The sequence below is a fragment of the Paraburkholderia atlantica genome (assembly GCF_000092885.1).
GTDB classification, from domain to species: Bacteria; Pseudomonadota; Gammaproteobacteria; order Burkholderiales; family Burkholderiaceae; genus Paraburkholderia; species Paraburkholderia atlantica.
Genome location: NC_014120.1, coordinates 38,592 through 62,342 on the forward strand (window position 1 = coordinate 38,592; position 23,751 = coordinate 62,342).

The 23,751-nt window shown below is 58.9% G+C and carries 15 protein-coding genes and 5 pseudogenes; 14 read left to right on the plus strand and 6 right to left on the minus strand.

Translation table 11 applies throughout. The features are described from left to right. The first annotated feature begins 278 nt into the window (after positions 1 to 278). The 8 genes from BC1002_RS33540 to BC1002_RS33575 all read left to right on the plus strand — a co-directional run bounded on the left by BC1002_RS33540 (position 279) and on the right by BC1002_RS33575 (position 10,284). Entirely contained in the window at positions 279 to 632 is a 354-nt protein-coding gene (locus BC1002_RS33540) for a hypothetical protein (protein ID WP_013094420.1), read from the plus strand. Between the two features lie 74 nt (positions 633 to 706). Next, entirely contained in the window at positions 707 to 1,378 is a 672-nt protein-coding gene (locus BC1002_RS33545; protein WP_157874868.1) for a hypothetical protein, read from the plus strand. Positions 1,379 to 3,027: 1,649 nt separating this feature from the next. Further along, complete coding sequence (locus tag BC1002_RS33550; protein ID WP_013094423.1) at positions 3,028 to 4,422, plus strand: lysine N(6)-hydroxylase/L-ornithine N(5)-oxygenase family protein; 1,395 nt, start codon at positions 3,028 to 3,030, stop codon at positions 4,420 to 4,422. After that, on the plus strand, positions 4,419 to 5,672 hold the full coding sequence (locus BC1002_RS33555; RefSeq protein WP_013094424.1) for an MFS transporter: 1,254 nt from the start codon (positions 4,419 to 4,421) through the stop codon (positions 5,670 to 5,672). The genes BC1002_RS33550 and BC1002_RS33555 overlap by 4 nt, the downstream gene beginning before the upstream one ends. Beyond that, positions 5,662 to 6,327, plus strand: a complete 666-nt coding sequence (locus BC1002_RS33560; protein WP_013094425.1) for a GNAT family N-acetyltransferase — start codon at positions 5,662 to 5,664, stop codon at positions 6,325 to 6,327. Before BC1002_RS33555 ends, BC1002_RS33560 begins: the two co-directional genes overlap by 11 nt. Then, on the plus strand, positions 6,324 to 8,198 hold the full coding sequence (locus tag BC1002_RS33565; protein ID WP_013094426.1) for an IucA/IucC family protein: 1,875 nt from the start codon (positions 6,324 to 6,326) through the stop codon (positions 8,196 to 8,198). The genes BC1002_RS33560 and BC1002_RS33565 overlap by 4 nt, the downstream gene beginning before the upstream one ends. Before the next feature lie 2 nt (positions 8,199 to 8,200). Further along, positions 8,201 to 9,007 carry a siderophore ferric iron reductase gene (locus tag BC1002_RS33570; protein WP_013094427.1) on the plus strand — a complete coding sequence of 269 codons (807 nt, stop codon included), beginning with the start codon at positions 8,201 to 8,203 and terminating at the stop codon, positions 9,005 to 9,007. Between the two features lie 47 nt (positions 9,008 to 9,054). Next, on the plus strand, positions 9,055 to 10,284 hold the full coding sequence (locus BC1002_RS33575; RefSeq protein ID WP_013094428.1) for an aromatic ring-hydroxylating oxygenase subunit alpha: 1,230 nt from the start codon (positions 9,055 to 9,057) through the stop codon (positions 10,282 to 10,284). A gap of 133 nt (positions 10,285 to 10,417) precedes the next feature. On the opposite strand, the pseudogene BC1002_RS39235 reads toward BC1002_RS33575, so the two are convergent. Together BC1002_RS39235 and BC1002_RS39895 are read right to left on the minus strand one after the other, a co-directional pair. Next, positions 10,418 to 10,533 (minus strand): annotated as a pseudogene (locus tag BC1002_RS39235) (recombinase family protein); the annotation flags it as partial. 216 nt (positions 10,534 to 10,749) lie between these two features. Further along, positions 10,750 to 10,872: pseudogene (locus tag BC1002_RS39895) on the minus strand (alpha/beta fold hydrolase); the annotation flags it as partial. Between the two features lie 266 nt (positions 10,873 to 11,138). Here BC1002_RS39895 and BC1002_RS39240 point away from each other — a divergent pair. Beyond that, positions 11,139 to 11,300, plus strand: coding sequence for a CGNR zinc finger domain-containing protein (locus BC1002_RS39240; protein WP_238538120.1), 162 nt, complete (start codon positions 11,139 to 11,141; stop codon positions 11,298 to 11,300). Between the two features lie 425 nt (positions 11,301 to 11,725). Here the strand turns inward: BC1002_RS39240 and BC1002_RS38335 are convergent, their stop codons facing one another. Continuing rightward, positions 11,726 to 11,938 (minus strand): hypothetical protein, encoded by a 213-nt coding sequence (locus BC1002_RS38335; RefSeq protein ID WP_013094430.1) that lies wholly within the window; start codon positions 11,936 to 11,938, stop codon positions 11,726 to 11,728. On the opposite strand from BC1002_RS38335, the gene BC1002_RS39900 reads away from it, so the two are divergent. Then, positions 11,907 to 12,122, plus strand: a complete 216-nt coding sequence (locus BC1002_RS39900) for an H-NS family nucleoid-associated regulatory protein (protein WP_157874869.1) — start codon at positions 11,907 to 11,909, stop codon at positions 12,120 to 12,122. The two genes, BC1002_RS38335 and BC1002_RS39900, sit on opposite strands and share 32 nt — an antisense overlap. Here BC1002_RS39900 and BC1002_RS33580 read toward each other — a convergent pair. The 3 genes and pseudogenes from BC1002_RS33580 to BC1002_RS33590 all read right to left on the minus strand — a co-directional run. Beyond that, positions 12,099 to 13,136: a tyrosine-type recombinase/integrase gene (locus BC1002_RS33580; RefSeq protein WP_311734685.1), complete on the minus strand. Its 1,038-nt coding sequence runs from the start codon at positions 13,134 to 13,136 to the stop codon at positions 12,099 to 12,101. The two genes, BC1002_RS39900 and BC1002_RS33580, sit on opposite strands and share 24 nt — an antisense overlap. Positions 13,137 to 13,785: 649 nt before the next feature. Then, a complete protein-coding gene (locus tag BC1002_RS33585) occupies positions 13,786 to 14,130 on the minus strand; it encodes a transposase (RefSeq protein ID WP_157874871.1) in 345 nt (114 codons plus the stop codon). Positions 14,131 to 14,148: 18 nt separating this feature from the next. Further along, positions 14,149 to 14,382, minus strand: a pseudogene (locus BC1002_RS33590) (integrase core domain-containing protein); the annotation flags it as partial. 7 nt (positions 14,383 to 14,389) lie between these two features. Here BC1002_RS33590 and BC1002_RS37085 point away from each other — a divergent pair. The 4 genes and pseudogenes from BC1002_RS37085 to BC1002_RS37095 all read left to right on the plus strand — a co-directional run. Then, positions 14,390 to 14,584 (plus strand): annotated as a pseudogene (locus tag BC1002_RS37085) (transposase); the annotation flags it as partial. A gap of 857 nt (positions 14,585 to 15,441) precedes the next feature. Then, positions 15,442 to 21,954 carry a non-ribosomal peptide synthetase gene (locus BC1002_RS33595; protein WP_013094434.1) on the plus strand — a complete coding sequence of 2,171 codons (6,513 nt, stop codon included), beginning with the start codon at positions 15,442 to 15,444 and terminating at the stop codon, positions 21,952 to 21,954. After that, on the plus strand, positions 21,951 to 23,342 hold the full coding sequence (locus tag BC1002_RS33600) for an MATE family efflux transporter (protein ID WP_238538109.1): 1,392 nt from the start codon (positions 21,951 to 21,953) through the stop codon (positions 23,340 to 23,342). The genes BC1002_RS33595 and BC1002_RS33600 overlap by 4 nt, the downstream gene beginning before the upstream one ends. Before the next feature lie 133 nt (positions 23,343 to 23,475). Then, a pseudogene (locus tag BC1002_RS37095) lies at positions 23,476 to 23,738 on the plus strand (transposase); the annotation flags it as partial. Between the last annotated feature and the right edge of the window lie 13 nt (positions 23,739 to 23,751).

The window sequence follows — 23,751 nt, forward strand, 5'->3', positions numbered from 1 at the left end:
TGGCGGAGCGCACCGCTGCCCTGATTTCCCGCCGTCGCTGTGCGCGAAGCCGCGACCGTACCGAAGTGATTCAGCGCGGGTACTTTATACAGGCCTGCCTGTTTGCCGTATCCAGGTGGCGGTGCCAGGCAGTGGTGAGGAGAGGTATAATAATGCGCAATATTTATACCTCAGGTGACCCAATTGGGGCAATGCTGGATTGCACGCGTCGCTGGCGGCGACCGCGTGGTCAGCGCTCAGTCCGATTCGCGTGAGGTGATAGAAGGAGATGGTCCACGATGGCTAATGCGTTCGAACTCATTGCCCTAGCGCTGCCTGGCGATGTCGCCCCCGAGTCACTGCCCGCCACCGTCCGCCAGTTCGTCGCCGACTGCTGGCCCGGAATGAGCCGCGGCCAGTTGCTCGCCCGCGCGCGGCGCCTGGCGCTGCGGCCGTCGCTGCGCGCAGGTTCGGCGACTGCGCCGGGTGAGATTGGCCGCTTTGCGCTGACACTTACGGCGGGCGTCGAGATCGTGTCCCTGATCGCGCATCTGCGCCGGGTTGCACAGCGCCGCGCCTCCGCGCGCAGTCGCAAGGCGGCCACCGCCTCCCGGCCGCCCGCGCGCGATCCGCGCCAGGCGTTGCTGTTCTGAGGGTGCGGCAAATGGGACGACCCCGGATCGAATGGAGCGACGCGCAGGTGCGCGCAATCTCGAGTGCGGTTGCGGTGCTCGACCGTCACTTCCCACGGGACAACACGGGTTTTCTGGACGGGCTCGTTGCGGCGGTACGCGCTACGACGGGCCGTGTCTATGGCGCCACGACCTACGGTCGGCTGTTGCGGGATGTCGCGCCGCAGGTCGGAGTACGTCGGCGCCCTAGTACGCCGACAATCCAGTCGGCGGTGTTGCGCGCGCAGGCGCTCGAGCGTGGCGCCGTACAGGCGGCTGCCGAAGCGTCCGCGCTGCTTCCTGCTGACTCGCGCGTGGCAACGGCTGCCGCCGTAAAACAACTGTCCGCGGTGGCGCAGCGCAGGAAACGTGAAGACGCCCGACATCCCGTCACCGTCGATGCTGACGCGCTGCGCGCCTCGCTCACGCCACTGTTGCGCGAACTGCTGCGCGAGAGCGTCGCGCCGCTGCATGCACGGGCCGTCCAACGGGTGTCATCCAATGCGGGCGACGAGAGCGCACGCGAGCTGCAGGTGACGACGGCCGCGCTCAAGGATGCACGTGCGAGGATCCGTCAGCTCGAGTTCGAAATTGGTGAACTGCGCCGCGAACTTGGTGCCGCGCAGGCCGCGCGCGATCTCGCGGGTGTGCACGTCAGTGCGATGCTGGAGGATCTGCGCGAAGCGATCGCAGCGTCGCGCCGCGGCCGCAGGGCAGCTCGCCGGTAACTCGAAATGCCGGGAAGAGTCCGCGGCTGCTGTCGTGTGCCTGGCTTCGACGGGGGCTGGAATCAGCTTTAACCGGGCGAGTGAACACCAAAAAGGCCAGTTCCAATGCCTGACGAAAATCGGTCAGGACTAAAGATTCAACATATGTCGTATTCCTATGCAATTGTCGAATGGGACCGATAGTGGTTTCCTCGGGACGTTGCTGAATCCTTCCAGTTCACCGCAGGGACCGCAACATTCTCGACAGATTTCGTGTTCATGGAAGTGGCCGGGGAGCTGTATGGCGCGGTCGATTCGCTCGAAACGCAGGTTGAGCAGATGAAGGGGTATGTTCCGGGACGACGATGGCCTGATTTAGGGGGCGCTCGATGAAGCGAGTGACGCGCCACTCGCTCCTATATGGCGGCACGCAAGGCTGAACACGCCGCTCAGGACGTGCCCGCGTCAAAGCTTGAACTGACACCGTCGCAGGTGACGATTGCCAGAAAGTATGCCGATGGTGAGTTTGCGTACGTGCTGGGATGTCCGACCCTCGAGGCTTTTCGGGGTCAATAACCATTGTTCGAGCGACACTCGCCGGTAGAACATGACACGGCGCTCGAGCTTGGGGCTGAATGCTTCGAATCGGTGTGCGCCGCGCGGCCGACCAAGCGGGATTGGGTGGGCTATGAGAAGGGTATCCGCCATGAGATCGCCTTCCTACGAACGGGATTCGAAGTGTAGGAGGTGAGTTAACAAATTTAATACGGACATATGCGAGTTGACACTTTTATGCCGATTCGAAGGGGAATAAAAGTGACAACAGGGACGCGTTCCGCCCCGCGGTTACGGGCGAGGGCAGGTGACAGATTTATTACGTTCTACGATACGAAAACCGTTTTGCCAGTCGATCGGCAAACCGCGAATCGTGATGTACGTCGCCCACGCGTTATACGCATTGCTGCTGCTGTCACGCCGGCGGCGATAGCCGCCGCAGCGGCTTCGGCGCTGGCGTTGCTTTGCGCGAAGGCATGCTGAGATGCGGCGGCAAAAGTCAGCCACGCCGCGATCTGTACAGGACGGTGGGGCATGAGCCCGGTACGGCGTTTGGTTTGTTGTTTTTTCATGTCTGGCAGGACCGAGGCGTCTGCGCCCCTCTTTGTAAATGGGAAGCATTCGCAAATGAGCGATACTAGCAAAACGCGCGTCCACTTAAAAGCCTTACGTTGCAATTCGATTGCTTTAAGCGCTGTATCGCCCGTCAGACGGCTCTCGCGGCTGTGTCCCGCCCGGGACGATTCGCCGCGCACAAATCCCCACATGTAGAAGGGTTAATTAGTCTGACGAAATGGGGGAACCAAATTCTTCGCGATCGCGACCGGCACCCGTTGCAGACACCGCCACCAACCCCACGCCTCTTCGGTTCATGGCGACTTTGCGGCCGATCGGGCTTATGACCCGTTCATGCACAGTGAGTCAATCGACTGATTCGGATTCCTTTTAATTCGTCATTTGGCCTTGCAAGACGGCGAGGAAATTTCTATGATTCTCAAATGCGAATCACTCGCATTATCATATGAGCCGCATGGCACTCTGCCCCGTTTCGCAACTTCCATCCATCGTTGATGGCATCCCAACAGGTCCTACCCGGTCAAAGAGGAAACTCAAACATGAGTACAACTAATATCTTCCATGAGCACGAGCCCCGTACTGCAGGTGCGGGCTCCGACGCCGGGACGAACCCAGTCGTTCTCGATTTCGTCGCGATCGGTCTGGGCCCGTTCAACCTGAGCCTCGCTTGTCTCGCCGATCCGATCCGCGACCTGCATGGTCTTTTCCTCGAACGCAACGAAGACTTCGACTGGCATCCCGGCATGCTGATCGACGACACCACGCTGCAAAATCCTTTTCTGGCCGACCTAGTCAGCCTCGCCGATCCAAAGAGCAGGTTCAGCTTCCTGAACTACTGCAAGCAGGAGGGCAAGCTCTATGCGTATTACATCCGCGAGCGCTTCTACCCGAGCCGCGAGGAATACAACCGTTACTGCAAATGGGCGATCAGGCAGCTTTCCAGCATCGCTTTCGGCTCGAGTGTCGAGAACGTCGAATACGATCGCGAGCGTGCCCATTACGTCGTGAGTGGGCGCCATGTGCGGACCGGCCAGACCTTCGTGCATCACGCGAAGCGGCTCGTGGTGGGCGTGGGTTCGTTGCCGCAACTGCCGGCCTGTTGCGACGCGATGCGCGACCGTTGCATTCACAGCGCGCATTACGTGGCGCGCAAACACGAATTGCAGCAGAAGCGGTCGATCGCGGTAATCGGCAGCGGCCAGAGCGCCGCCGAAATATTTCACGATCTCCTCAAGGAAAGCGATAAGTACAACTATTCGCTGACGTGGATCACGCGCGCTCCGCGCTTCTTCCAGATGGAGAACACCAAGCTCACGCTGGAAATGATCTCGCCCGACTACATCGACTATTTCTATAACCTGCCGGGCAATGTGCGCGAAAGTATCATCGCGAAGCAGGACAGTCTCTACAAGGGCGTGAATGCTTCGTTGATCAACCAGATCTACGATCTGCTCGATGACCGCCGCAGCCGCGGTCATCGTAACGCGCGGCTCATCGCGAATTCGGAGCTGACCGGCTGCCATCACGATCACGTCGACGACCGCTACCATCTGCGCTTCGTACAGCGCGACGAGGGCGTGCAGTACACGCACATCACAGACGGTGTGATCTTCGCGACCGGTTACCGGCAGAACGTGCCGGGCTTCATCGACGGCATTCGCGAGCGCATCCGCTGGGACGATAACGGGCATTACCGCCTGTCACGAAACTATGCGATCGACGTGAACGAACGCGACATCTTCGTGCAGAACGCCGGGCTTCTTAGCCACGGGCTGACCAATCCTGACCTCGGCATGAGTTGCTATCGCAATTCGTGCATCCTGCGCGAACTGACCGGCGTCGAGCACTACAAGATCGAGCGGCGCATCGCGTTGCAAGACTTCTCGGTGCCCGACACTGAGGCGTTCGTCAAAGCGCCGCTGGAGGCGCGATGAAGTTGCGCAACATGATCATCCTCATGACGACCTTCGCGGTCGTCAGCGACGCGATCCTGATTCCCTTCTATCCGCAGTTCTTCGCCGCGCGCTACGGCGTAAAGAGCCCTGTGCACGCGGGCGCTTACGTGGCGTTCATTTCGATCGTCGTGATGCTGACGCTGCCCATCTGGGCACGCGTCGCCAAACGGCTCGACGCCATGCATCTGCTCGTCTATACGCAATGCGCAGCCGGCGTCCTGTCGCTGGCGAGTTACTGGGCGTCGACGCTGCCGCTCTTCTGGGTGTTGTCGCTCGCGATGTTCATGTGCAAGAGTAGTTATCTGCTGATGTACCCGTACATGATGCGGCCGGAGCCGAAGGAGTCCCACCCGCACACGATCGGCCTGCTCTCTGTGGTCGTGCACTTCGGTGCAATTGCGGGCGCTGTTGCAGGCGGCTTCGTGATGCAGGTCTGGAGCGCGCACACCTGCATCTTCGCGATGGCCGCCGGCGACTTCGCGCAGATGGCGATCTGCATGTGGCTGATCCGCTCGCACGCCATCGCACGGCGCTGCCGCTTCGCAGACGAAGCGATAGCGCAGACTGTGGCTGTGCGCCCGAAGCTGCGCACCCGGCTGCCGATTTTGCGGCTCGCGTTGCTGATGCTCGCGTTCGACTTCTGTGTGTACCTGATCCGGCCGTTCATGTCGTCCTACTGGCAGAACACGAGCGGTTCGCCGAGCGAGTTGCTCTCCGGTCTCGTCTTCGCGATTCCCGGCATGGTTGCACTCGTCGCCTTGTATATCAACAAGCACACCGCAGGGCGAGGCCGGCGTCTGCCGGATCAGATGATCCCGAATCTGCTGCTTTGCACCGTGGGCATGCTGCTACAAGGCGTCGAAGCGCCGCTGTGGATCATCGTCGGACGCGTGCTGTTCGGCTGGGCGCTCTTCCAGATCGTCGTCAAGCTCGACGTGACGATGTTCGCGCTCAGTACGCCCGCCTCGTATGCCACCGACTTCAGCGTGATGAACTTCTTCCAGAACCTCGGCGTGCTGCTCGCTTCGTTCGCCGCTGGCGCGATCGTCGATGAAATCAGCTTGCGCGCGCCGTTCTTCATCGCCTCGGCGGGCCTCTTGCTGTGTGCCCTCATGAGCATCTGGCTGCTCGAGCGCCAGCCCGCTCGCGACTCGGAACATGCCGCGCTCGCCGATGCAGCGCTTTCCAACGATCTTGCCAACACAGGAGCCACCGGCCATGCGAACTGACATCGCCTCCGACGAAATCGCACTGCGCGCGCCCGCGCCGTTATCTGCCGCACGACTCGCCGATAACCCCGCTAGCTCGCAAGACGCAACGCTGTGCGCAACCGTGAACGGCTTTTACATCCGCCCGCTCGACGTCAAACGGGATGCGCCCACGCTGCACCGCTGGTTCATCGAAGAGCGCGCCGCCTTCTGGAACATGCAGGACAAGAGCGTCGACGAGGTGGCCGCGTTCTATCAGGCCATCGAAGACTGCGGCCACGCACGTGCATGGATCGGCAGCCAGCGTGGTGCGAGCGCGTTTCTCTTCGAGAGCTACGACCCGGCGCACGACGAGGCGGGCGAGCACTACGACGTGCGCGACGGCGATCTCGGCATGCATCTGTTCGTCGGACCTGCCGCGACGCCCGTGCCCGGTCATACACGCCGCGTGTTCCAGACACTGATGACGTTCCTGTTCGAACAACTCGACGCCAAGCGCATCGTCGTCGAACCGGATGCGCGCAACACACGTATCCACGCACTCAACCGCGCGATGGGCTTCGTCTATGCGAAGAGCGTCGCGTTCCGTGAGAAAACCGCCTCGCTCGCGTTCTGCACGCGAGCCGACTTCTACGCCACCCTTCAAGAAACCACTGTAAAGGATCTCAAGTCATGACTCAACCGACGGCGCAACCTTCGACGCCCGCCCCGCAACAGGCCACCGCGCATCTCACGCCCGATGTATGGGCCAATGCTAACCGCATGCTGGTTCGCAAGGCGCTTGCCGAATACGCGCACGAGCTGATCGTCGAGCCTACGCGTATCGGCGACGCGCCCGGCGAACACCATGCGCGCTACGAAGTGGAGTCCGACGACGGCACTAGCATCTACAGCTTCGAAGCACGTCAACTCGCGCTGCGTCACTGGAGCATTCGTTCAGAGTCGATCGGGTGCACACGCGATGGTGTTCAGCAACCGCTGGACGCGCTCTCCTTCATCCTCGACGTAAAGGGTCGTCTCGGCATCAAGGAAGAGATGTTGCCGATCTATCTCGACGAAATCAGCAGCACGCTGTATGGCGCCGCGTACAAGACCGTCAAGATTGGACCGGAGACGCCCGATCTGTTGGGTGCCGACTTCCAAGCGATCGAAACTGCGATGAGTGAAGGTCACCCGGGCTTCGTCGCCAACAATGGCCGCCTCGGCTTCGACGCGGGCGACTATCGCGCGTTCGCGCCGGAAGCCGGTTCGCCGATTCAGGTCGTATGGCTCGCGGTCCATAAGGACAACGCCGCGTTTCATTGCAGCGACGACCTCGACTACGCGCGTCTCATGGACGAGGAACTCGGCGCGCCGACCATCGCGCGATTCAGGGAGATCGTAGAGGAGGGCGGCTGTAACTTCGACGACTACCATCTGATGCCAGCCCATCCGTGGCAATGGTTCAACAAGCTGTCGATCGCGTTCGCGTCGTACGTCGCGACGAATCGCATCATCTGCTTGGGTTATGGCGACGACCGCTATCTCGCGCAGCAATCGATCCGTACGTTCTTTAACCTCTCGGACCGCTCGAAGCGCTACGTGAAGACCTCGCTGTCGATTCTCAACATGGGGTTCATGCGTGGTCTTTCGCCGTATTACATGTCGGGCACGCCGGCGATCAACGACTACATCAAGGGCCTCGTCGCAAGCGATCCTTATTTGCAGAAGCAGGGCTTCACGATCCTGCGCGAGGTCGCGTCGCTCGGCTTTCGCAATCGCTATTACGAAGCGGCCGTGCAGGTCGACAGTCCGTACAAGAAGATGTTTTCGGCACTCTGGCGCGAGAACCCGCTGACACTGGCGGGCGAAGGCCAACGCCTGATGACGATGGCGGCGTTGCTGCACACCGACCGCCACGGCCGCGCGCTGCTGCCCGCGCTCATCGAAGCGTCCGGCCTCAGCGTGCAGGCGTGGCTCGAGCGCTACCTGAACGCGTATCTCGCACCGCTCGTGCATTGCTTCTACACGCACGACCTGGTGTTCATGCCGCACGGCGAGAACCTGATCCTCGTGATGGAGAACCACGTGCCGGTGCGCGCGATCATGAAGGACATCGCGGAAGAATCCGCGATCCTCAACAAGGACGCCAAGCTCCCCGATAACGTGAAGCGGCTCGCGGTGGACGTGCCCGAACGCGTGAAGCTGCTGGCGATCTTCATCGACGTGTTCGACGGCTTCTTCCGCTACGTCAACCAGACTCTCGTCGAGCACGGCTGCTGCAGCGAGGATGTGTTCTGGAACGCGGTGGCAAGCTGCGTCGCCCGCTATCAGGCAGAGCATCCGCAGCTCGCGCAGAAGTTTGCCGATTATGACCTGTTCGCGCCCGAATTCCTGCATTCGTGCCTCAATCGTCTGCAGCTCGGCAACAATTTGCAGATGGTCAATCTGTCGGACCCCGCTGGAAATCTGAAGATGGCGGGCAATCTCCAGAACCCGCTCGCGGGACGGCGCGTTGTATCGCAGGAAGCCGAGACGGGCGCGCTCGCCGAAGCAGTCGAAGCCTAAGCATGACGGCGAACCGCACACTGGAAGATCTCCTGCGGCTCGCCGCACGCATAGTGCCTGGCCTGCGCGGGGCGGTCGCGAACTGCGCAAGCTCTGCGCCGCCCTGCAACGACGAATCCGCACGTCGCGCAACGCACGTTCGCCCTGCCCGTTGCGACGGCAATCGTGTCGCGCTGGAAGCGCTGCTCAGTTTCTGGACCACGGGGTATCCCGAAGCCGGACGTGCGTACTGGTCGTTGCGCTGCTGGGGCATTCTGATCTGGCAGCCGATTTACCTAAACGTGATCGGCGTCCACACGGCGCAGCGCGCACTGTCGCTCGATCGCTTCGAACAGCCTGTCGAGAACGGCTGGACCCGCGAAGTGCGGTTGCCCGATCACTTGCCGGCGCAGGGCGATCCCGACGCACTGATCGATGGTGCCGCGAGTGAGATTGCCGCCTGCTGTGCGCAGATTTTCAACGAACTGTCGAGCGTCGTTCGGCTCAATGCTCACGCTGCGCGATGCATGCAGGCCGATTGCGTGCTGGCGGCGTTGCTCGCCTTGCGGTCCACGCATCCCGGCTGGACCCACGCGCATATCGAAGCGCTCGGCGAACGTTGGCTCCGGGCGCTCGGACTCGCAGGCCGTGGCGGCTTTTTCGCCTATACACGCAGCGATGGCGCGAGCGCGCTCGCGCTCGATCGCCAGACCTGCTGCTACCACTATCGCCGACGCGATGGAGAACTGTGCAGCACATGCCCGCGACTGGAACAACGCGAGCGCATCGTGCGCCTGAATGCGCAACGGGATGCCAAGCCGGCCGCGTGAACGCGAACGCACGCGCACCTGGTATCTAACCGAAATGGAAACGACCGATGAACGACATCAGCAATATGACGCATCTTGCTCCGCCGTCCGATGCGCAAGACGCGCAGCTGCAACTGCCGGCAAGCGCCTATTTCGACGAGGCCCTGTTCGAGCGCGAAATGGCGCGCATTTTCTCGAACGCCGCGCTGTACGTGGGCCACGAACAGTCGGTGCCCGCGCCGGGCAACTGGCGCGGGCTGCCGCAGGAGGAAGGCGGCCGCGTCCTGGTGCGCAACGCGAGCGTCGTGCAGTTGCTCTCCAATGTCTGCCGTCATCGCCAGGCGCTGATGCTGGGCGCCGATACGGGCAACGTGGGCGGCGCCGCGCAAGCGAGCGGCAATCTCGCCGCGACCGGCGGGAACATCGTTTGCCCGCTGCATCGCTGGACCTATGACGGCACGGGCGAACTGATCGGGGCGCCCGAGTTCGAACGCAAGCCTTGCCGTAATCTCGAACGCTTCGCGCTGAAGCATTGCCACGGATTCCTCTACGAGGGACCTCGTGAGCCTGCGAAAGACATGGCCAAAGTGTTTGCGCGCCCCGAATTCGACTTTTCCGGCTATGTGCTCGACCATACCGAAACGCACACCTGCCATTACAACTGGAAGACGTTCATCGAAGTCTATCTGGAGGACTATCACGTCGCTCCGTTTCATCCGGGACTGGGCAAATTCGTGACCTGCGACGACCTCGATTGGGAGTTTGCCGACACGTACAGCATGCAGCGCGTCGGCGTACATAACGCACTCGCGCAGCCGGGGTCGGATATCTATCGAGCGTGGCACGACCGGCTGCTCGACTATCGCGGCGGCCACGCGCCGTCGTTTGGCGCAATCTGGCTTGCGTATTTTCCGACTCAGATGATCGAGCTTTATCCGCATGTGCTCGTGGCGTCCACGCTCTATCCGAAAGGACCGCAGAAAACGCTGAACGTCGTCGAGTTTTTCTATCCGGAGGAAATCGCGGCGTTCGAGCGCGAATTCATCGAGGCGCAGCGCGCCGCGTATTTGGAAACAATGATCGAAGACGATGAAATCGCCGAACGCATGGATGCAGGGCGCCTGCAACTGCACCGGCGCGGAGTGAGTGACGCGGGGCCGTATCAATCGCCGCTCGAAGATGGCATGCGCCACTTTCATGCGTGGTATCGGCGCGCGCTCGCTGCGCCTGCCGCGAGGTCGCTGAGCGGGGAGAATAAGGTGTTTGAACTGCGCGTCGTCGAGGATTCAGTGTGCTGAGGGCCGGGAGCGTAGTACACGTGACAGTGACTGCGTTGCCGATTTTGCATACGGACGATCCGCCGGCACGCAACGGCCCAATACGGGACGGACGAGCGTGTCTTCGAGGCATGCGCTAACTGGCAGGGAAGCCATCCTTGCCCGACGCCTTGTCGGCGAAGGTGCGGTCAAGCGCGACGCCGTCGGGCTGGCGTTCGGCGTTTTGCTCGAACGTGCAACCCGCACATAGCCGACACGCTGACCGTTCATGGCGAATTTCCAGCAAAGGTGTCAGCCTGAAATCGATGACCTTGGCGAGTCCGCGTCAAACAATCGTCGGCATGACCCTATCCTGACGACTTTGACAGCCATTGCCTGACGTCCGGGTAGGCTATACCTAAGATGGACGCGACCGGGGAGGCCTGTCGCGGATTGGCTTCTGGCTGTTGGTGGCGGCGGACGTTCGACTTGGACCCCGGATAGGCGTCAATTTTGCGTCGCGTGCCCCAACCGCAGAAGACCCGTCAGCTCGCCAACGATCGCTTCGGGAGCGTCTTCCTGCATCAGATGCCCCGAGCCAGGAACCCGTGTGAAACGCGCCTCGGGGATTGCGTGCCGGGCAGCGCCCATCCGATCTTCAGACGGAGCTAACGGAATTCCGGGAAGTTACATATGCCGTGTTTTCTGCGATAGCGACCGGATCACCCCTTCCAGAGAAAGCTCGTATGCGGTTGGAAGTTCATATCATTCAAGCGTTGGGGCACTCAAGCCTATGCATTGACGGAGAAGCGCCGGCACTGTGGACGGTGTGCCCTGATAAAGCCGGCAGCGCGCTTTTAAACGATCGGCTTGCGGTCGCCGCGAGCGAACTGCTTATGCAACCGATCCTATCGAAGGTCCAGGAATGTGGCGCATGTTCGTGGCTGTTCCTCGATTTATCGCGAAGCAAGTCGCGAAGATGGTGCTCAATGGCCACCTGCGGAAATGGCGCCAAAGCGCAACGGCACTACCATGCAGTCCGGGGAGCGACGGATTGAACCGCAATCAGATCCTTACGGAGCTTAGCGTACGTAAAAATCCGTTTCTTTAGGGCCCCCGGATCTAGCCGTCGGGCTGGCTGCCGGACCGCGGAGGCGAAACGACAGAAGAACTGCGCCGCAAGTGCAAACAACCCGGCGCGACGGGAGCCGTCAACGGCTAATGCCGCAGTGGAAGAGGGGAAGGCGGGGTACCCTTCCCGTTGAAACTCGTGACATTAAAGTACGACTCCAAGAAATGGCTTTTCCGGGGTTGTCTTCGCGCCATGGCCTCAGACGAACGGCGATGAGTTGTTTTGCAAGAGCGCTGGTGGCCCGACGTCGTAAAGGTTTGGTCGCTATGGTCATGCCTTCGGCCTTCGCGGCTGGTATCCGGTACGCTCGCGTAAGCTGGGACCCGATCGAGGTGGCTGCCGGTGCGGCGCCTACGCGAACAGAACTTCTGCATCAGCCGGTACCTCTTCCAGCGATAGCAGATCAGGATGCGAGGTGCCGTGATAGCCGCTCGACCAGAAGGCATTCATCGCGCGCTCGATAGGAGCAGTCGATATCGAACCTTCGTGACCGGCCTGACGGCGATGAGCGAGAGATGTGTTATGCCATGCAATGAGTTCAAGACCAAGTGGTTTTGAACTCATTCCATACCCCTCAACTCTTGGGGTCAAGAGTAACCATTATGTTCCGATTCAAAGCGGACGATACTTGCCGAAGTACAGAGACCCGGGGAGCGGCGCAACTTGGAGCGGAAAAGGGCCTGAACCGCTCCGGATCGCTGGCAAAGACCGCACGGCATTCGCTTTAAGTGCCAGCGGACGTGTATGAAGCGATATCCAGCCGCGAATAGGAAAATCGAGGAAAGTAAAACCATGGCCGTCCAGATTCATCGGGATAGGTCAGGTCTAGAAATGCCGTCCGGTAGCGGACCAGCGCCTTCGCCACGACCGGCAATAGTGGCAGCGTAAAGAGCGCGCCGGTCTTGGGACGCAGAACCTGCAACGTCGAGGCGGCCCAATTGATATCGTCCACCCGTAACCGGATCAGTTCGCCAGCGCCGAATCCATAGGTTGCCATCATCAGTAGCATGGCGTAGTCGCGCAGGCCGCGCGGATTTGATTGGTCCACTGCTGCCAGTAACCGCTGAACGTGCTCCCATGCGAGAGCTCGGCGTGGCCGCTCGTATCTTGGTTGGACTGGAGCGATTACCGATTCAGCGAGGTTGCGAGAGCTGCGTCCTGTAGCAAACAGGAAACGCGAGAAGGAGCGGATGCTGCAGGCAATATCGGCCGTAGTGGCCCGCGCGTAGCGACGGCTGCAGTCGACGAAAAAGGCGTCGACATCAGTCAGCTTCATCGAACGCCAGGTTCGCTGATGAACACGCAGATGCCGTAGAAAGTAACCGATGTGGGTCAACTTCTTGTGTACGGTTGCCGCCGGGCTACCGCGATGTGTCACCAGGTATTCCTCATATGAGCGCAGCAACGCCGTTGAGGGCGCAGCGGTAACCGGCGCGTGCCGCCAACACGGAGGATCCCGTCCCAGCACGTAATCGACCCGATTGAGAGCGTACAGAGCCGTCCGCGCGTTTGCAGCTGTCTCCGGCCTGATGCCGTGCCTTCGGACGTACCACGTAGAAAATCGACAGGCACCATCGCGAGTTAGTTGAGCGCGTTCGTCAAGCCCGCACTGCTCACAGTATTCCCTGAAATGCCGTATCCATCTGAGGTACAGCATGGAACTGCCGTCTCCTACAGAACGGTCGTCGTGCCACACGCGAACGATCTCGGACGTCGTCGGGGATGCCCCGAATGGGTAGGGGTCGGCAGATTGATGTCGCATTCGGCGCCCTTGCTCTTAACAGAACCACCGTAAATTCGATCAACGCACCTGAAGTGCTTGCGACGGCAGCGTCGATTGAATCGAGCAGTCCAGGCAACCTTGCAGCGAGGAAATCGGGTAAAAGGCTAAAGGCGGTCTTATGTCCCCGAGGACAGTACCACCTCGCGATGCGTGTCCCGAATGGCGTCACGCGTCGGTAGGTGCCATGGCGAGCAAACCCGCATCCGCCCAAAGGGTGCAATGGACATTGTTCGAGACGCGCGGTGACCCATTCGCGCCTGACGATATACTGCTCGGCACTCGATCGCGTTCGCAGCGGGATCTGCATGCTTGCTCCCGTTTGGACACCCTGTTCGTGCAGCGTTGCGACGAATATTATGCCGAGTAATTCGTCACCTCGATCACGACAGTCCGCTGCCGGCCAACTGCCTCACAACATAAAACCCAACTTAGGATAATGATCCTTATGCGGAGCTCGGCATAAGGCGCACTGCCGACGCTACTTCGTCAAGGTAGAAGACAATGTGCAGATCGGCATCGCTGCATGCACGTTTCCATGGAGCCCGTTCCAACCACGCGTAAAAGCCGCTGGCGGAGACTTCCAGCAGTCGTGCCATCGTGGCAATCGGCCATGCGGCCCGATTCGCTTTCATGAACTCGAACCCTTGTCGGGCACCGTCTCCCGTGCGAACCAGGCCGCGGCTTTTGAAAGTATCTCTCGCTCAAGCTTGAGCTGACGATTCTCGCGGCGCAGGCGGGTGAGCTCCTCGCGCTCGGCCGTAGTCAAACCGTCGTGGCGCTTGCCTACCTCACGATCAGCCTGTGCCACCCAGTTGTAGATGGTTTGCGCGGTGGGCTCGAACTCGTGCGCCAAGTCTTCTGGCGTTCGCCCGGCCTTAACCAGCTCGACAATCCGCGTCCGAAATTCGGGTGGGTACGGGCTGCGGTGCTTTCCCATGATGGGCACCTCCTGAGCAAAAGGATAGGTGTCCACGAAGCCGGGTCAACTCCAGTCGCCGATCGGGCAGAACAGCCTACGATTGTTGAACCAGTCGACCCATTCAAGCGTTGCCACGTCGACAGCTCGCTGCCTGCGCCACGGGCCGCGCCGATGAATCAGCTCCGCTTTATACGGCCCGTTGATTGTCTCGGCCAGTGCGTTGTCGTACGAATCGCCAACTGTGTCGACTGCCGATTCGACGCCGGTTTCGGCCAGACGCTCCGTGTAGTGGATCGAAACGTATTTGGGGAGCCCGGTCACCGCAAGCGCGTTGGCCGCGAAAATGGGCGACGCAAAACGGTACCGATGCAGTTGCGATTTTGCGGCATCGGTTGGGCTCGTTCCGCGGCAATACAGTACGGGCGGCAAGACCAATCTTCTCAGGATCAGCCGGCGGAGCAACAAAAATGTCAGGCGCCTGCTCGTCCTGCCCGCTCGAGGCGCGGTAGAGAGCGATCCCCAAAACGACGCCGAATAGATTTGGGGAAGCCAACTCGCCATCGAAAATCAGGGTTGCAAAGATGGGGTGGACCCAGATTTGGCACATCCATGCCGCTGGGTGGGGGGCGCGCCCATTCCTTTAACGCGCATCTGCATCGTCGGCAAAAGAGAGCCTCACGTGATCCGGAAACTGTTCAAGGAAAAGCACGTTCGGTATGCCGCGGAGCCAACTATGCACTATTTGATGCACTCGTCAGTAAGTTCGCCGCTTTGGTCGGCCCTCGTCGCGGCAATCCGTGGTGTTGCATATCCAGCATTGTCGGATATGCAACACAGCAAATCCTACAAATGATATTTGCCGGAAGATCCCGCAAGCGTTTTGGAGGGTAAGCGCCCATCAATGATCCCGATCAGCAATGTGTTGGAGATATCTCTCAGGTGTGCCGTGGCGTTGGCCCAACTATTGCATCTGCAGTCGCGGGGAAATTGAAGCTGGAGGTAACAAGCGTGAACACACACCAAAGCCTCACGAACCACAGACAAGATCTGCAAAAAATGATAGTCGACATTCTATTGCCGCGTCCACTCAAGGTGCCGCGCTACGCGTTATTAACGAACCGGCGCTCTGGATCATCAGTTCCATTCCGTTCCCTGAATAGATATCAAAATATTGAATACGTACAGAATGCGAAGAAGATGTGATTTTCGATATCTTAAGATGGTCAGTTGGCCTGTTATCCAACCCAAACGCAATGAACCTTTCGGCGATCATTCCACGGATACTTGCGCGGTCGCCCGCCGAGAGAACTGTTTTTAGTATAGGGTCGGTTAATTCAAGGACTTATGCGAGTGAGTGAGGTTTAAATGAAAACCCTATTGGCAGTGGACTACTTTTGCGAGGCGGCACGGCGTTATCCGCAACATATAGCAGCGAGGCATGGCAGCGAGTCGGTAACGTATCGGGAGCTTGATGAGCAGTCCAACCGCATCGCAATGGCGCTGACCGAGCGCTGTGGCCGCGAGGCGCCCGTCATCGGCGTGTTGATGGAGCGAGGAATTGACTTATTGGCTGCGATGCTTGCCGTTTTTAAGATTCGCGGTACCTATATGCCGCTTGATCGCCAGTATCCAGCGGAACGTTTGGATTACATGCTGGAGAAGAGTAAATGCTGCCTGCTGCTGACCGCCCGTAACTGCTTCGAACAGGCGGCATATCTGCAGACAACCAGACCGGAACTAGTGCTTCTTGATATTGCGGAAGCGCAAGAATCGAGCGCAGCCTTTGCCGGGCCCAGAGGCAAAGGTAGTGATCTTGCCTACGTCATTTTTACTTCGGGTACCACCGGTCACCCAAAGGGCGTAATGATTGAACAGCGGAGCTTGATCAATCACTTGCACGCTAAAGTACGCGATCTGGAGATCAGTAAAGCTGATCAGGTGGCGCAGACCGCATCCCACTGTTTTGACATTTCTCTGTGGCAGTTTATGGCGGCGCTGCAAGTGGGGGCGTGCACGCGGATCATTAATAGAGACGTCGTATGCGATCCGTCGAGGCTGCTGCTTGAGTTGCGCGAATCCCAAGTATCAGTCATTCAATTTGTGCCGTCGCTACTACGCTCGTTTGTGGCCGAAGTCGAATTGATCGATGCACGCGCGCTGCCGGCGCTGCGCAGGATTTCCACCGTCGGAGAGGCGTTGCCGCCCGACGTATGCCGACGCTGGCTGGCGATGTACCCGTCTATTCCCATCCTCAACCATTATGGACCAACCGAATGTGCCGACGGTGTCACGCATGCACTGATCTCCAACTCTCCGGCGGAAGGTCAGGCATTTATGCCGATCGGGAAACCGATAGACAATCTGGAAATCTATGTGGTCAGACCAGATGCTGCGGCGCTGACGCTTGTTGCGTCAGGTGACGTAGGCGAACTTTGTGTAGCCGGCGTTGGCGTTGCGCGTGGTTACATTAACGACGACGCGCGTACCGAGCAGGCTTTTGTGGCTAACCCTTTCAGCGATAAGCGCGGATTTGATCGATTATACAAGACTGGTGATCTCGTGAGGCTGCGTGAGGATGGCTTGCTGGAGTGTCTCGGAAGAGCAGATCGCCAGGTCAAGCTGCGTGGCTACCGTATTGAGCTTAACGAAGTGGAAGGTTTGTTGGGGTTACATGCTGCCGTCGAGGCCGCGGCCGTAGTGGTGCATTATCCCGCTGACAATCGGGTGAAACTGACGGCAAGGGAAACACTGACTAGTCCAGGGGAAGCGGAAAGACTTCCGCGCCTCGTGGCTTTCGTCAAGCTTCGAGAGGAGGTTACACGGAGCGCTTTACGCGAACACATGTCGTGTCAGTTGCCTGACTACATGCTGCCTGATCTTTTCTTCGAGCTGGCGAAATTACCATTAAACGCCAATGGCAAACTTGACTACAACCAATTGCCTTCTCCAGAAAATTTGCGTCCTTTGTCCGATGTGAAATATCTGGAGCCCGCTGACGGTCTTCAGGTTCGGTTGTGCAGGCTCTTAGCCGAGATACTGCATCTAGACCGGCTGGGGCGAAACGACAACTTTTTGCTGATGGGCGGTGACTCGCTGCGCGCCATGCTTGCGATCAACCGTATTCGGAGCGAATTCGCCTGCGAAGTTTCTGTGGTTGACCTGTACCATTGCACAATAGATGAGTTGACCGAACTCCTGGCCGAGAAAGAGGATGGGCATGAGTCGCTCCCCGCCATTGTCGTCAGTCGCCGTGATGAGGGCGGAGAGGCTCCGGCCAGTCACATTCAAAAACACTTATGGTTTTTGTGGAAGCTTGATCCAACAGCATCCAACTATACCTTGCAAACGGCGCTCGAATGCTGCGGAGAGCTTGATCGAGATCGCTTTAGTCGGGCTTGGGATGCGGTGGTGCAGTACTTCGACACACTGCGCATCCGATTCGTCGAAAAGAGCGGCAATCCATATTTGACCTTCGATTCACCGCCGAAGGGTCGTTTGCGCTTTATAGACCTTTGCGGCGACCATCCTGCCCCCAAGTTGGCTGAACTGAAGGCGAGCGAGTTTCAACCGGCCTTTGATCTCGCCGCAGGCTCACTGTATCGCGCACTACTAGTACGAGAGAGCTCCGACCGGCATGTTGTCATCTTTACCACGCATGAAATCATTATGGACGCGTGGTCGCTTTCGGTGATGGTGCGCAAACTGCGTGAATTTTACCAGGCGGGAGTCAGTTCAGAGGACGGTCTCAAAGCCGAAATTTCGTTCGCGGATTTCGCGAAATGGGAGTCTGAGCAGTTTCGATCGGACTGCTGGGCGCGACAGCGCTCGTACTGGGCACAACAGTTGTCGGGTGAGTTGCCGGTGCTGGCCCTGCCTTCCGATAAGCCTCGTCCGAGGCGGATGCGTTACACCGGTAAGTCACACGCCATACAAATTCCGGCTCTCGCGGCGTCCAGACTTCGCGAACTCGCTGCGGACAATCGCACCACGCTTTTCAGCGTGTTACTGACGACTTTTTACGTTTTATTGAGAGAGTACAGCGGACAGGACGATATCATCGTCGGAACTCCGAATGTAGTGCGCGAACAGTCAGGTACGGAACACCTGCTGGGGTTCTTCCTAAACATGTTGCCGCTAAGGGCGAAGATGGATCCTGACAAGTCATTCATCGAACATCTGACCACGACGCAGCAAACTGTCATCGGTGCTGCCTTCAACGCGGCATATCCATTCAGTCGGATGTTGGAAACAGTTGACGTGGTACGTGGAAGCAATTTTTCCCCCGTATTCCAGGTGATGTTCAACATGTATTCGGAGAAGGCAGAGCTGATTTCTGAGGGGCAGCATGATGTCTCAATTGTCGCACGCGAATTGGAAAACGGTTATACCAAGTACGATCTCACTCTTTACTGTCAGGAAGAGGGGGACGGCATCTATCTGCAGATGTCCTATTGCACTGAGCTGTTCTCCGACGAGCTCGTTTCCAGAATGCTGCTCAACCTGCAGCAAATTATTCAGGTGATCATTGCGGCGCCGGCGGCGCCGCTTGCAGAGCTGGATCTGCGGCACCCGGCAGAAAAGGCTTTTCTTAAGCGTTACAACGGAGGACGGCTCGCTTATACGGGCGCTAGTACACTACGCGAAATGTTCGAAGCGCGTGCCAAAATGTCGCCAGTGGATACCGCTTATTTCTGGGAGCGCGGTCGCATTTCGTACGCGGAGTTGGATACTGCGGCCAACCGTTTTGCTAACAGACTCGCAGCCTCCGGTGTTGGTGCCGGCGACAGGGTGCTGCTTGGCATTGACCGCGGCATTAACGCGTTGATCGTCATTCTAGCTGCGATTAAGCTGCACGCAACCTACTCGGTGATCGGGGCAAATTATCCGATAAGTCGCATACTTGAGATTGCTAAAGATGTCGCCCCCAAGGCCTTCGTTGCCACGCCGTTGCAGCGGGAAGCATTTCGTGACAGAGGGCTAGTTTTGCTGCCGTCGGAGGAAGTTGCATGCGGCAATGAGCAAACGGATGCCGCCCCTTCCCCAGCTTGTTCGCATGAAGTGCTGCAGATCGTCTACACATCTGGTTCCACGGGAAAACCGAAGGGCGTTGTGGTTCCCACTTCAGCATGCCTAAATCGTTTGCACTGGATGTGGGGGCAATTCCCCTTCCAGGCAGGCGATGCCTGCGTAGTGCAGAAGTCGGCGGCGCTGGTTGCCAGTCAATGGGAAATTTTCGGGCCACTCTTACAAGGCGTTCCTAGTTTGCTGCTGAGTCAGCAAGAACTGCAAGATCCATCCCTGCTGCTATTGCAGCTAGATCGTCACCGAATAACGCATCTGCTGTGCTCGCCACCGTTGATCACCGGCATTTTGACGGCACAATTGACAGACGGACGGTCAGTTTCAGATTTGCGGCTGGTCACCTCAAGCGCTGAGGCGTTACCACCGGAGTTGGCTCGGCGCTTTCTCGAGGCTTTCCCGCAGGCCCGTTTGTTCAACTTTTACGGCTCCTCGGAGTGTAGCTCGAACGCCGCTTGGGGGGAGGTGTGCGAAGTGGGCCCTGATGAACGGACTGTCCCGATCGGGAAGCCGGTGGCCAATGTCGGCATAGCCGTAGTAGATGACAAGTTGCGGCCGGTAGTTCAAGGTGCGGTGGGGGAGATCCTGGTGACGGGTGACTGCCTGGCGAATGGCTATCATGACAGCAGGGAGTTGACAGCCGAGCGATTTGTTGCTAATTCGGTGCCAGAGTTACAGCCTTTCGGAACTGTGGCTTATCGCACTGGCGATTTGGGGCGCCACCGCGACGACGGCCGCCTAGAGTTCCTCGGAAGGCGTGACAACCAAATCAAGATCCATGGCTTGCGCGTTGAACTGGATGAGATTTCTCACGTCTTGGGAAAATGTCCTGGGGTCGAGGAGGCCGCGGTGCATTTGCACCGCGATGCGGATGGCGAGCCGCTGTTGACTGCCTACGTGGTGGGCACGGAGGAGAAGCTGCCGTCAACAGAGGATGGGTTCAGACAAATGCTCCGTCATTCGCTGTTGCCTCATACTATTCCCCGTTCATTTGTTCGCTTGCGGGCTTTGCCTAAGCTGCCGGGCGGTAAAGTGGACCGTTCCCGCTTGCCGTTGCCACGGCAAACTGCGGGGGGCGTATTCGCGCCGCTAGTCACCACGACCGAGCATGCACTGGCCGCGGTTTGGCAGGAAGTGCTTGGTTTGTCGACGATTGGTCGGGACGCGCATTTCTTCTCACTGGGTGGTACCTCTATGCTGAGCGTGCGCTGTGTGGCGCGGGCGGCCAGGATGGACATCCGCTTTTCTGTCAGCGAGTTGTACGATTATCCAGTGTTACGCGAACTGGCTGCGCTGATCGATGCCCGCTGCGGCGAACTGGTGCACGACGATGGCGAAATCGACGGTGGAGTGGAAGTAACGCCTACGATACGCTTCATGAATCGGCGCATGGGTTTAGACGAGCATTTCAACATGTGCGCGATCTGGCAGGACGATAGCTGCCGTTTGGATCCGGCGATATTGGAGTCCGCTATCGTTAGGTTGGCGAAAGACTACCCACTGTTGCGCACCAGGATCTCTCGAGATGACGCTGATCTACGCTTCCATACCGGAGTCGGAGCGTTGCATCTGGAGCGAGTTGCATTGGGCTCGTACTCGGAGCTCGGGGATTGCACGCGAGAGGTATCTGGTATCGCTGAGAAAGCGCAATATGCATTCCGGTTCGATGGTCGTACCTGGATGTCGCGTTTCCAATTGATCGAGGCGGAGGTCGGTGGGCGGCCGCACAGTTGGATTTTTATCATAATCCATCATTTCCTGGTCGACGGATATGGGTTCCGGCTGCTGCTGGACGAAGTAGAACGCTACTATCTGGCGATAGAGCATGGCCAAGCACCGGCTCCCGCATTCAGTGGCCGCGCGCAGTTGAATCGATGGGTGAAGGCGCTGCGCGAACATGTGAGCGGTTCGTTGGACAGCAACATTGCTTATTGGCGAAGCCGGCCATGGGAACTGCTGCGTGAGGATGGTGGAACAGTCCTCGAGGTTGAACCAGTCGATAGTGACGCTGATTCCGGCCGGCGCTTGTTCGAGATGCTCCATACTGGGCAGATGCACGGTAATGCTGCTTTCGAGGCCTTGTGCGCGCACAAGGGGATTCGCTATCTGGATCTGGATGCGGAATCGACAAAGATCCTGCTCGATCTGCATCCGGACCGGCACGGCTTTGACGCGTTCGACGTCATCCTGTGCGCCTTGGCGGAGGTGGCAGGACGGGGCAACCAGCGACGAGGGCTGTTTCTGGACAGCATGGACATGCTGCGCACGCCTATCCTGCCTGGTCAGGATCTGTCGACGGTTATGGGCTTTACCGCGGAACTTGTCCCGCTGGCCATCATTTGTGAGGGGCGACTCAGTGTCGCGGAACGTCTGAAAGCGGTGCGTCGTCAGCGCAATTCGGCACGGATCCATGGCATTGGGCTACGGGCGGCTGCGTATCTGCTGCCGGATGATCAGGCGAAGGCACTGGTGGATTTCGACTGGCCGCGTGTTGTCGTCAACTATCGCGCTGTGTTAGATCATCTTCGTACCCGCATGCTGCTCGGCCTTGCTCAACCGACGATCTGGACGGGTGATGGGATGGGGCCCAACCGTCATCACACGTTGCGGTTAGATATCGATAATGTGGACGGTAAACTTCGTATGCAGATGCATTGTGCGTTGCCTTGCTTTTCCGCCGAGGAGGCGAATATGCTGGGGCGTCAGTTGCTGCATTGTCTCGCGGCTTATGCCGGATGGCTCAGGGACAATCAGAAAGATGTGGACGCAGCAAGCGTGAAGGACGGGGCCACAGTATGAACACCCCAGCAGTTGCGGCATCACGGATGCAGTCAATGGCCCACGATCGACTGTTGCCACTGATCCTGCGGCTGGCTCTTCCGTCCGTCATTGGCGTCACTGTCAGTGCCGCTTATCAGTTGCTCAACGCCTATTTCGTGGGGCGGCTCGGAACAGCAGCACTCGCGGCGATGGCATTGTCGTTCCCATTTGCGATGTGCATCACGGCAATAGGCCAGATCTTCGGTGCAGGGGCCGCCTCGTTGATTGCTCGAAGCCTGGGACGTGCCGACGATCACTCTGCCAACGATTATGCATCGCACGCGTTATGGTCTGCGATGATAATTGCTGGCATAACGGCTATCGCGGGCTGGCAGTTGGCTCCAACTTTGCTGACATGGCTAGGCGCTGGACCATCGATTTTACCACTGGCGGTCGCTTATCTTCATTGGCTGCTGGCGGGCTATGTGGCAGTGGTATTCAATATGGTCTGTGGTTTCATCGTGAGAGCGGATGGCAATACCGTGCTCAGCATGACGACCCAAGTTTCATCCTTCGCAATGAACGCGGCACTCGACCCGGTGATGATTTTCTGGTTCGGGCTGGGCATCGAAGGGGCTGGCATCGCAACATTTCTGGCCCAGTTGTGCGGCTTAACCTTGTATTGGCGACATTTCGCGGGCAGGCACGGAGCCATCGTCTTATCGTGGCCATCGGTGGGTCGCTGCGGGTGCCGGCTGGCGAGCATCGCCCGCATCGGCATTCCGCCAGCGCTCAATACGCTGCTCGCGATAGCGGCCATGTCCATGCTCAATGCGTTCGCTGCTCGCTACGGTGAGGCATCGGTGGCTGCCATAGGTTTGGCCAGCCGCTTGGCGATGCTGGCAGCACTTCCGCTGTATGGACTGTGCAGCGGGGCGCAGTCGGTTGTTGGGTTTAATGTCGGCGCAGGTAACTGGACACGGGTGGCGCAAGCGGTTCGGGCTATGGTTGCCGTCGCGCTAACGTTCGCCGGAGTCTATGCCGGCTCGGTCGTGTGGCAAGCTAGAACCATCATCGGCTGGTTTGCGCACGAGTCGGCGACGATAGAGATTGGTAGCCGCGCGATCTTGCTATTCCATTGTGCGTTGCCGGTGTTAGGGGTGCAACAGGTGTGCCTGCTTTTCATGCAGGCCAAGGGCAACGCAATCTGGGCAACGCTTGTAGCGGTACTGCGGCATGGCTTGTTTCTGATGCCTCTGATGGCCTTGCTGCAGCACGCTTATGGGCAAGACGGCCTTTTGTTCTCGGTAGCGGCTGCCGATATGGCAGCGGGTCTTATCGCTATGGTTATTCTATACAGTGAAATGCGGCAGATCGACAAGGCCTCCCGGCTCTGTCAGGTTAATGGAATGGGGGCCGTAGAATGACGTAATGAAGAAGACAAAACCGCGTTATCACGGTCATCGCTTCCCTGTTATCGTCATCAGCCGTGAGCTTCCCCTGAAATTTCGCCTTCCAGCAGGTCGCGTATAAACTCGACCCAAAGGAAGGAAAGAAGAGATGTTCAAGGTACCGCACCAGGTGTACACGGCAGAGTTCAAGGAAGCGGCCGTGCAACGAGTCAAGGACGGGCAAAGCGTGAGCGCTGTGGCCCGCGAGCTAGGCATGTCGATGCAGACGTTGCGCAACTGGCTCAAAGCGTCGGAAGCCGGCAAGCTGAACGGCGCCGCGCGAAAGTCGTCACGGCTGAACAGATGGAGCTCTCGCGTCTGCGCGCGGAGAATAAGCGCTTGCAGATGGAGCTGGAAATCGCAAAAAAAGCGGCGGCGCGTTCAA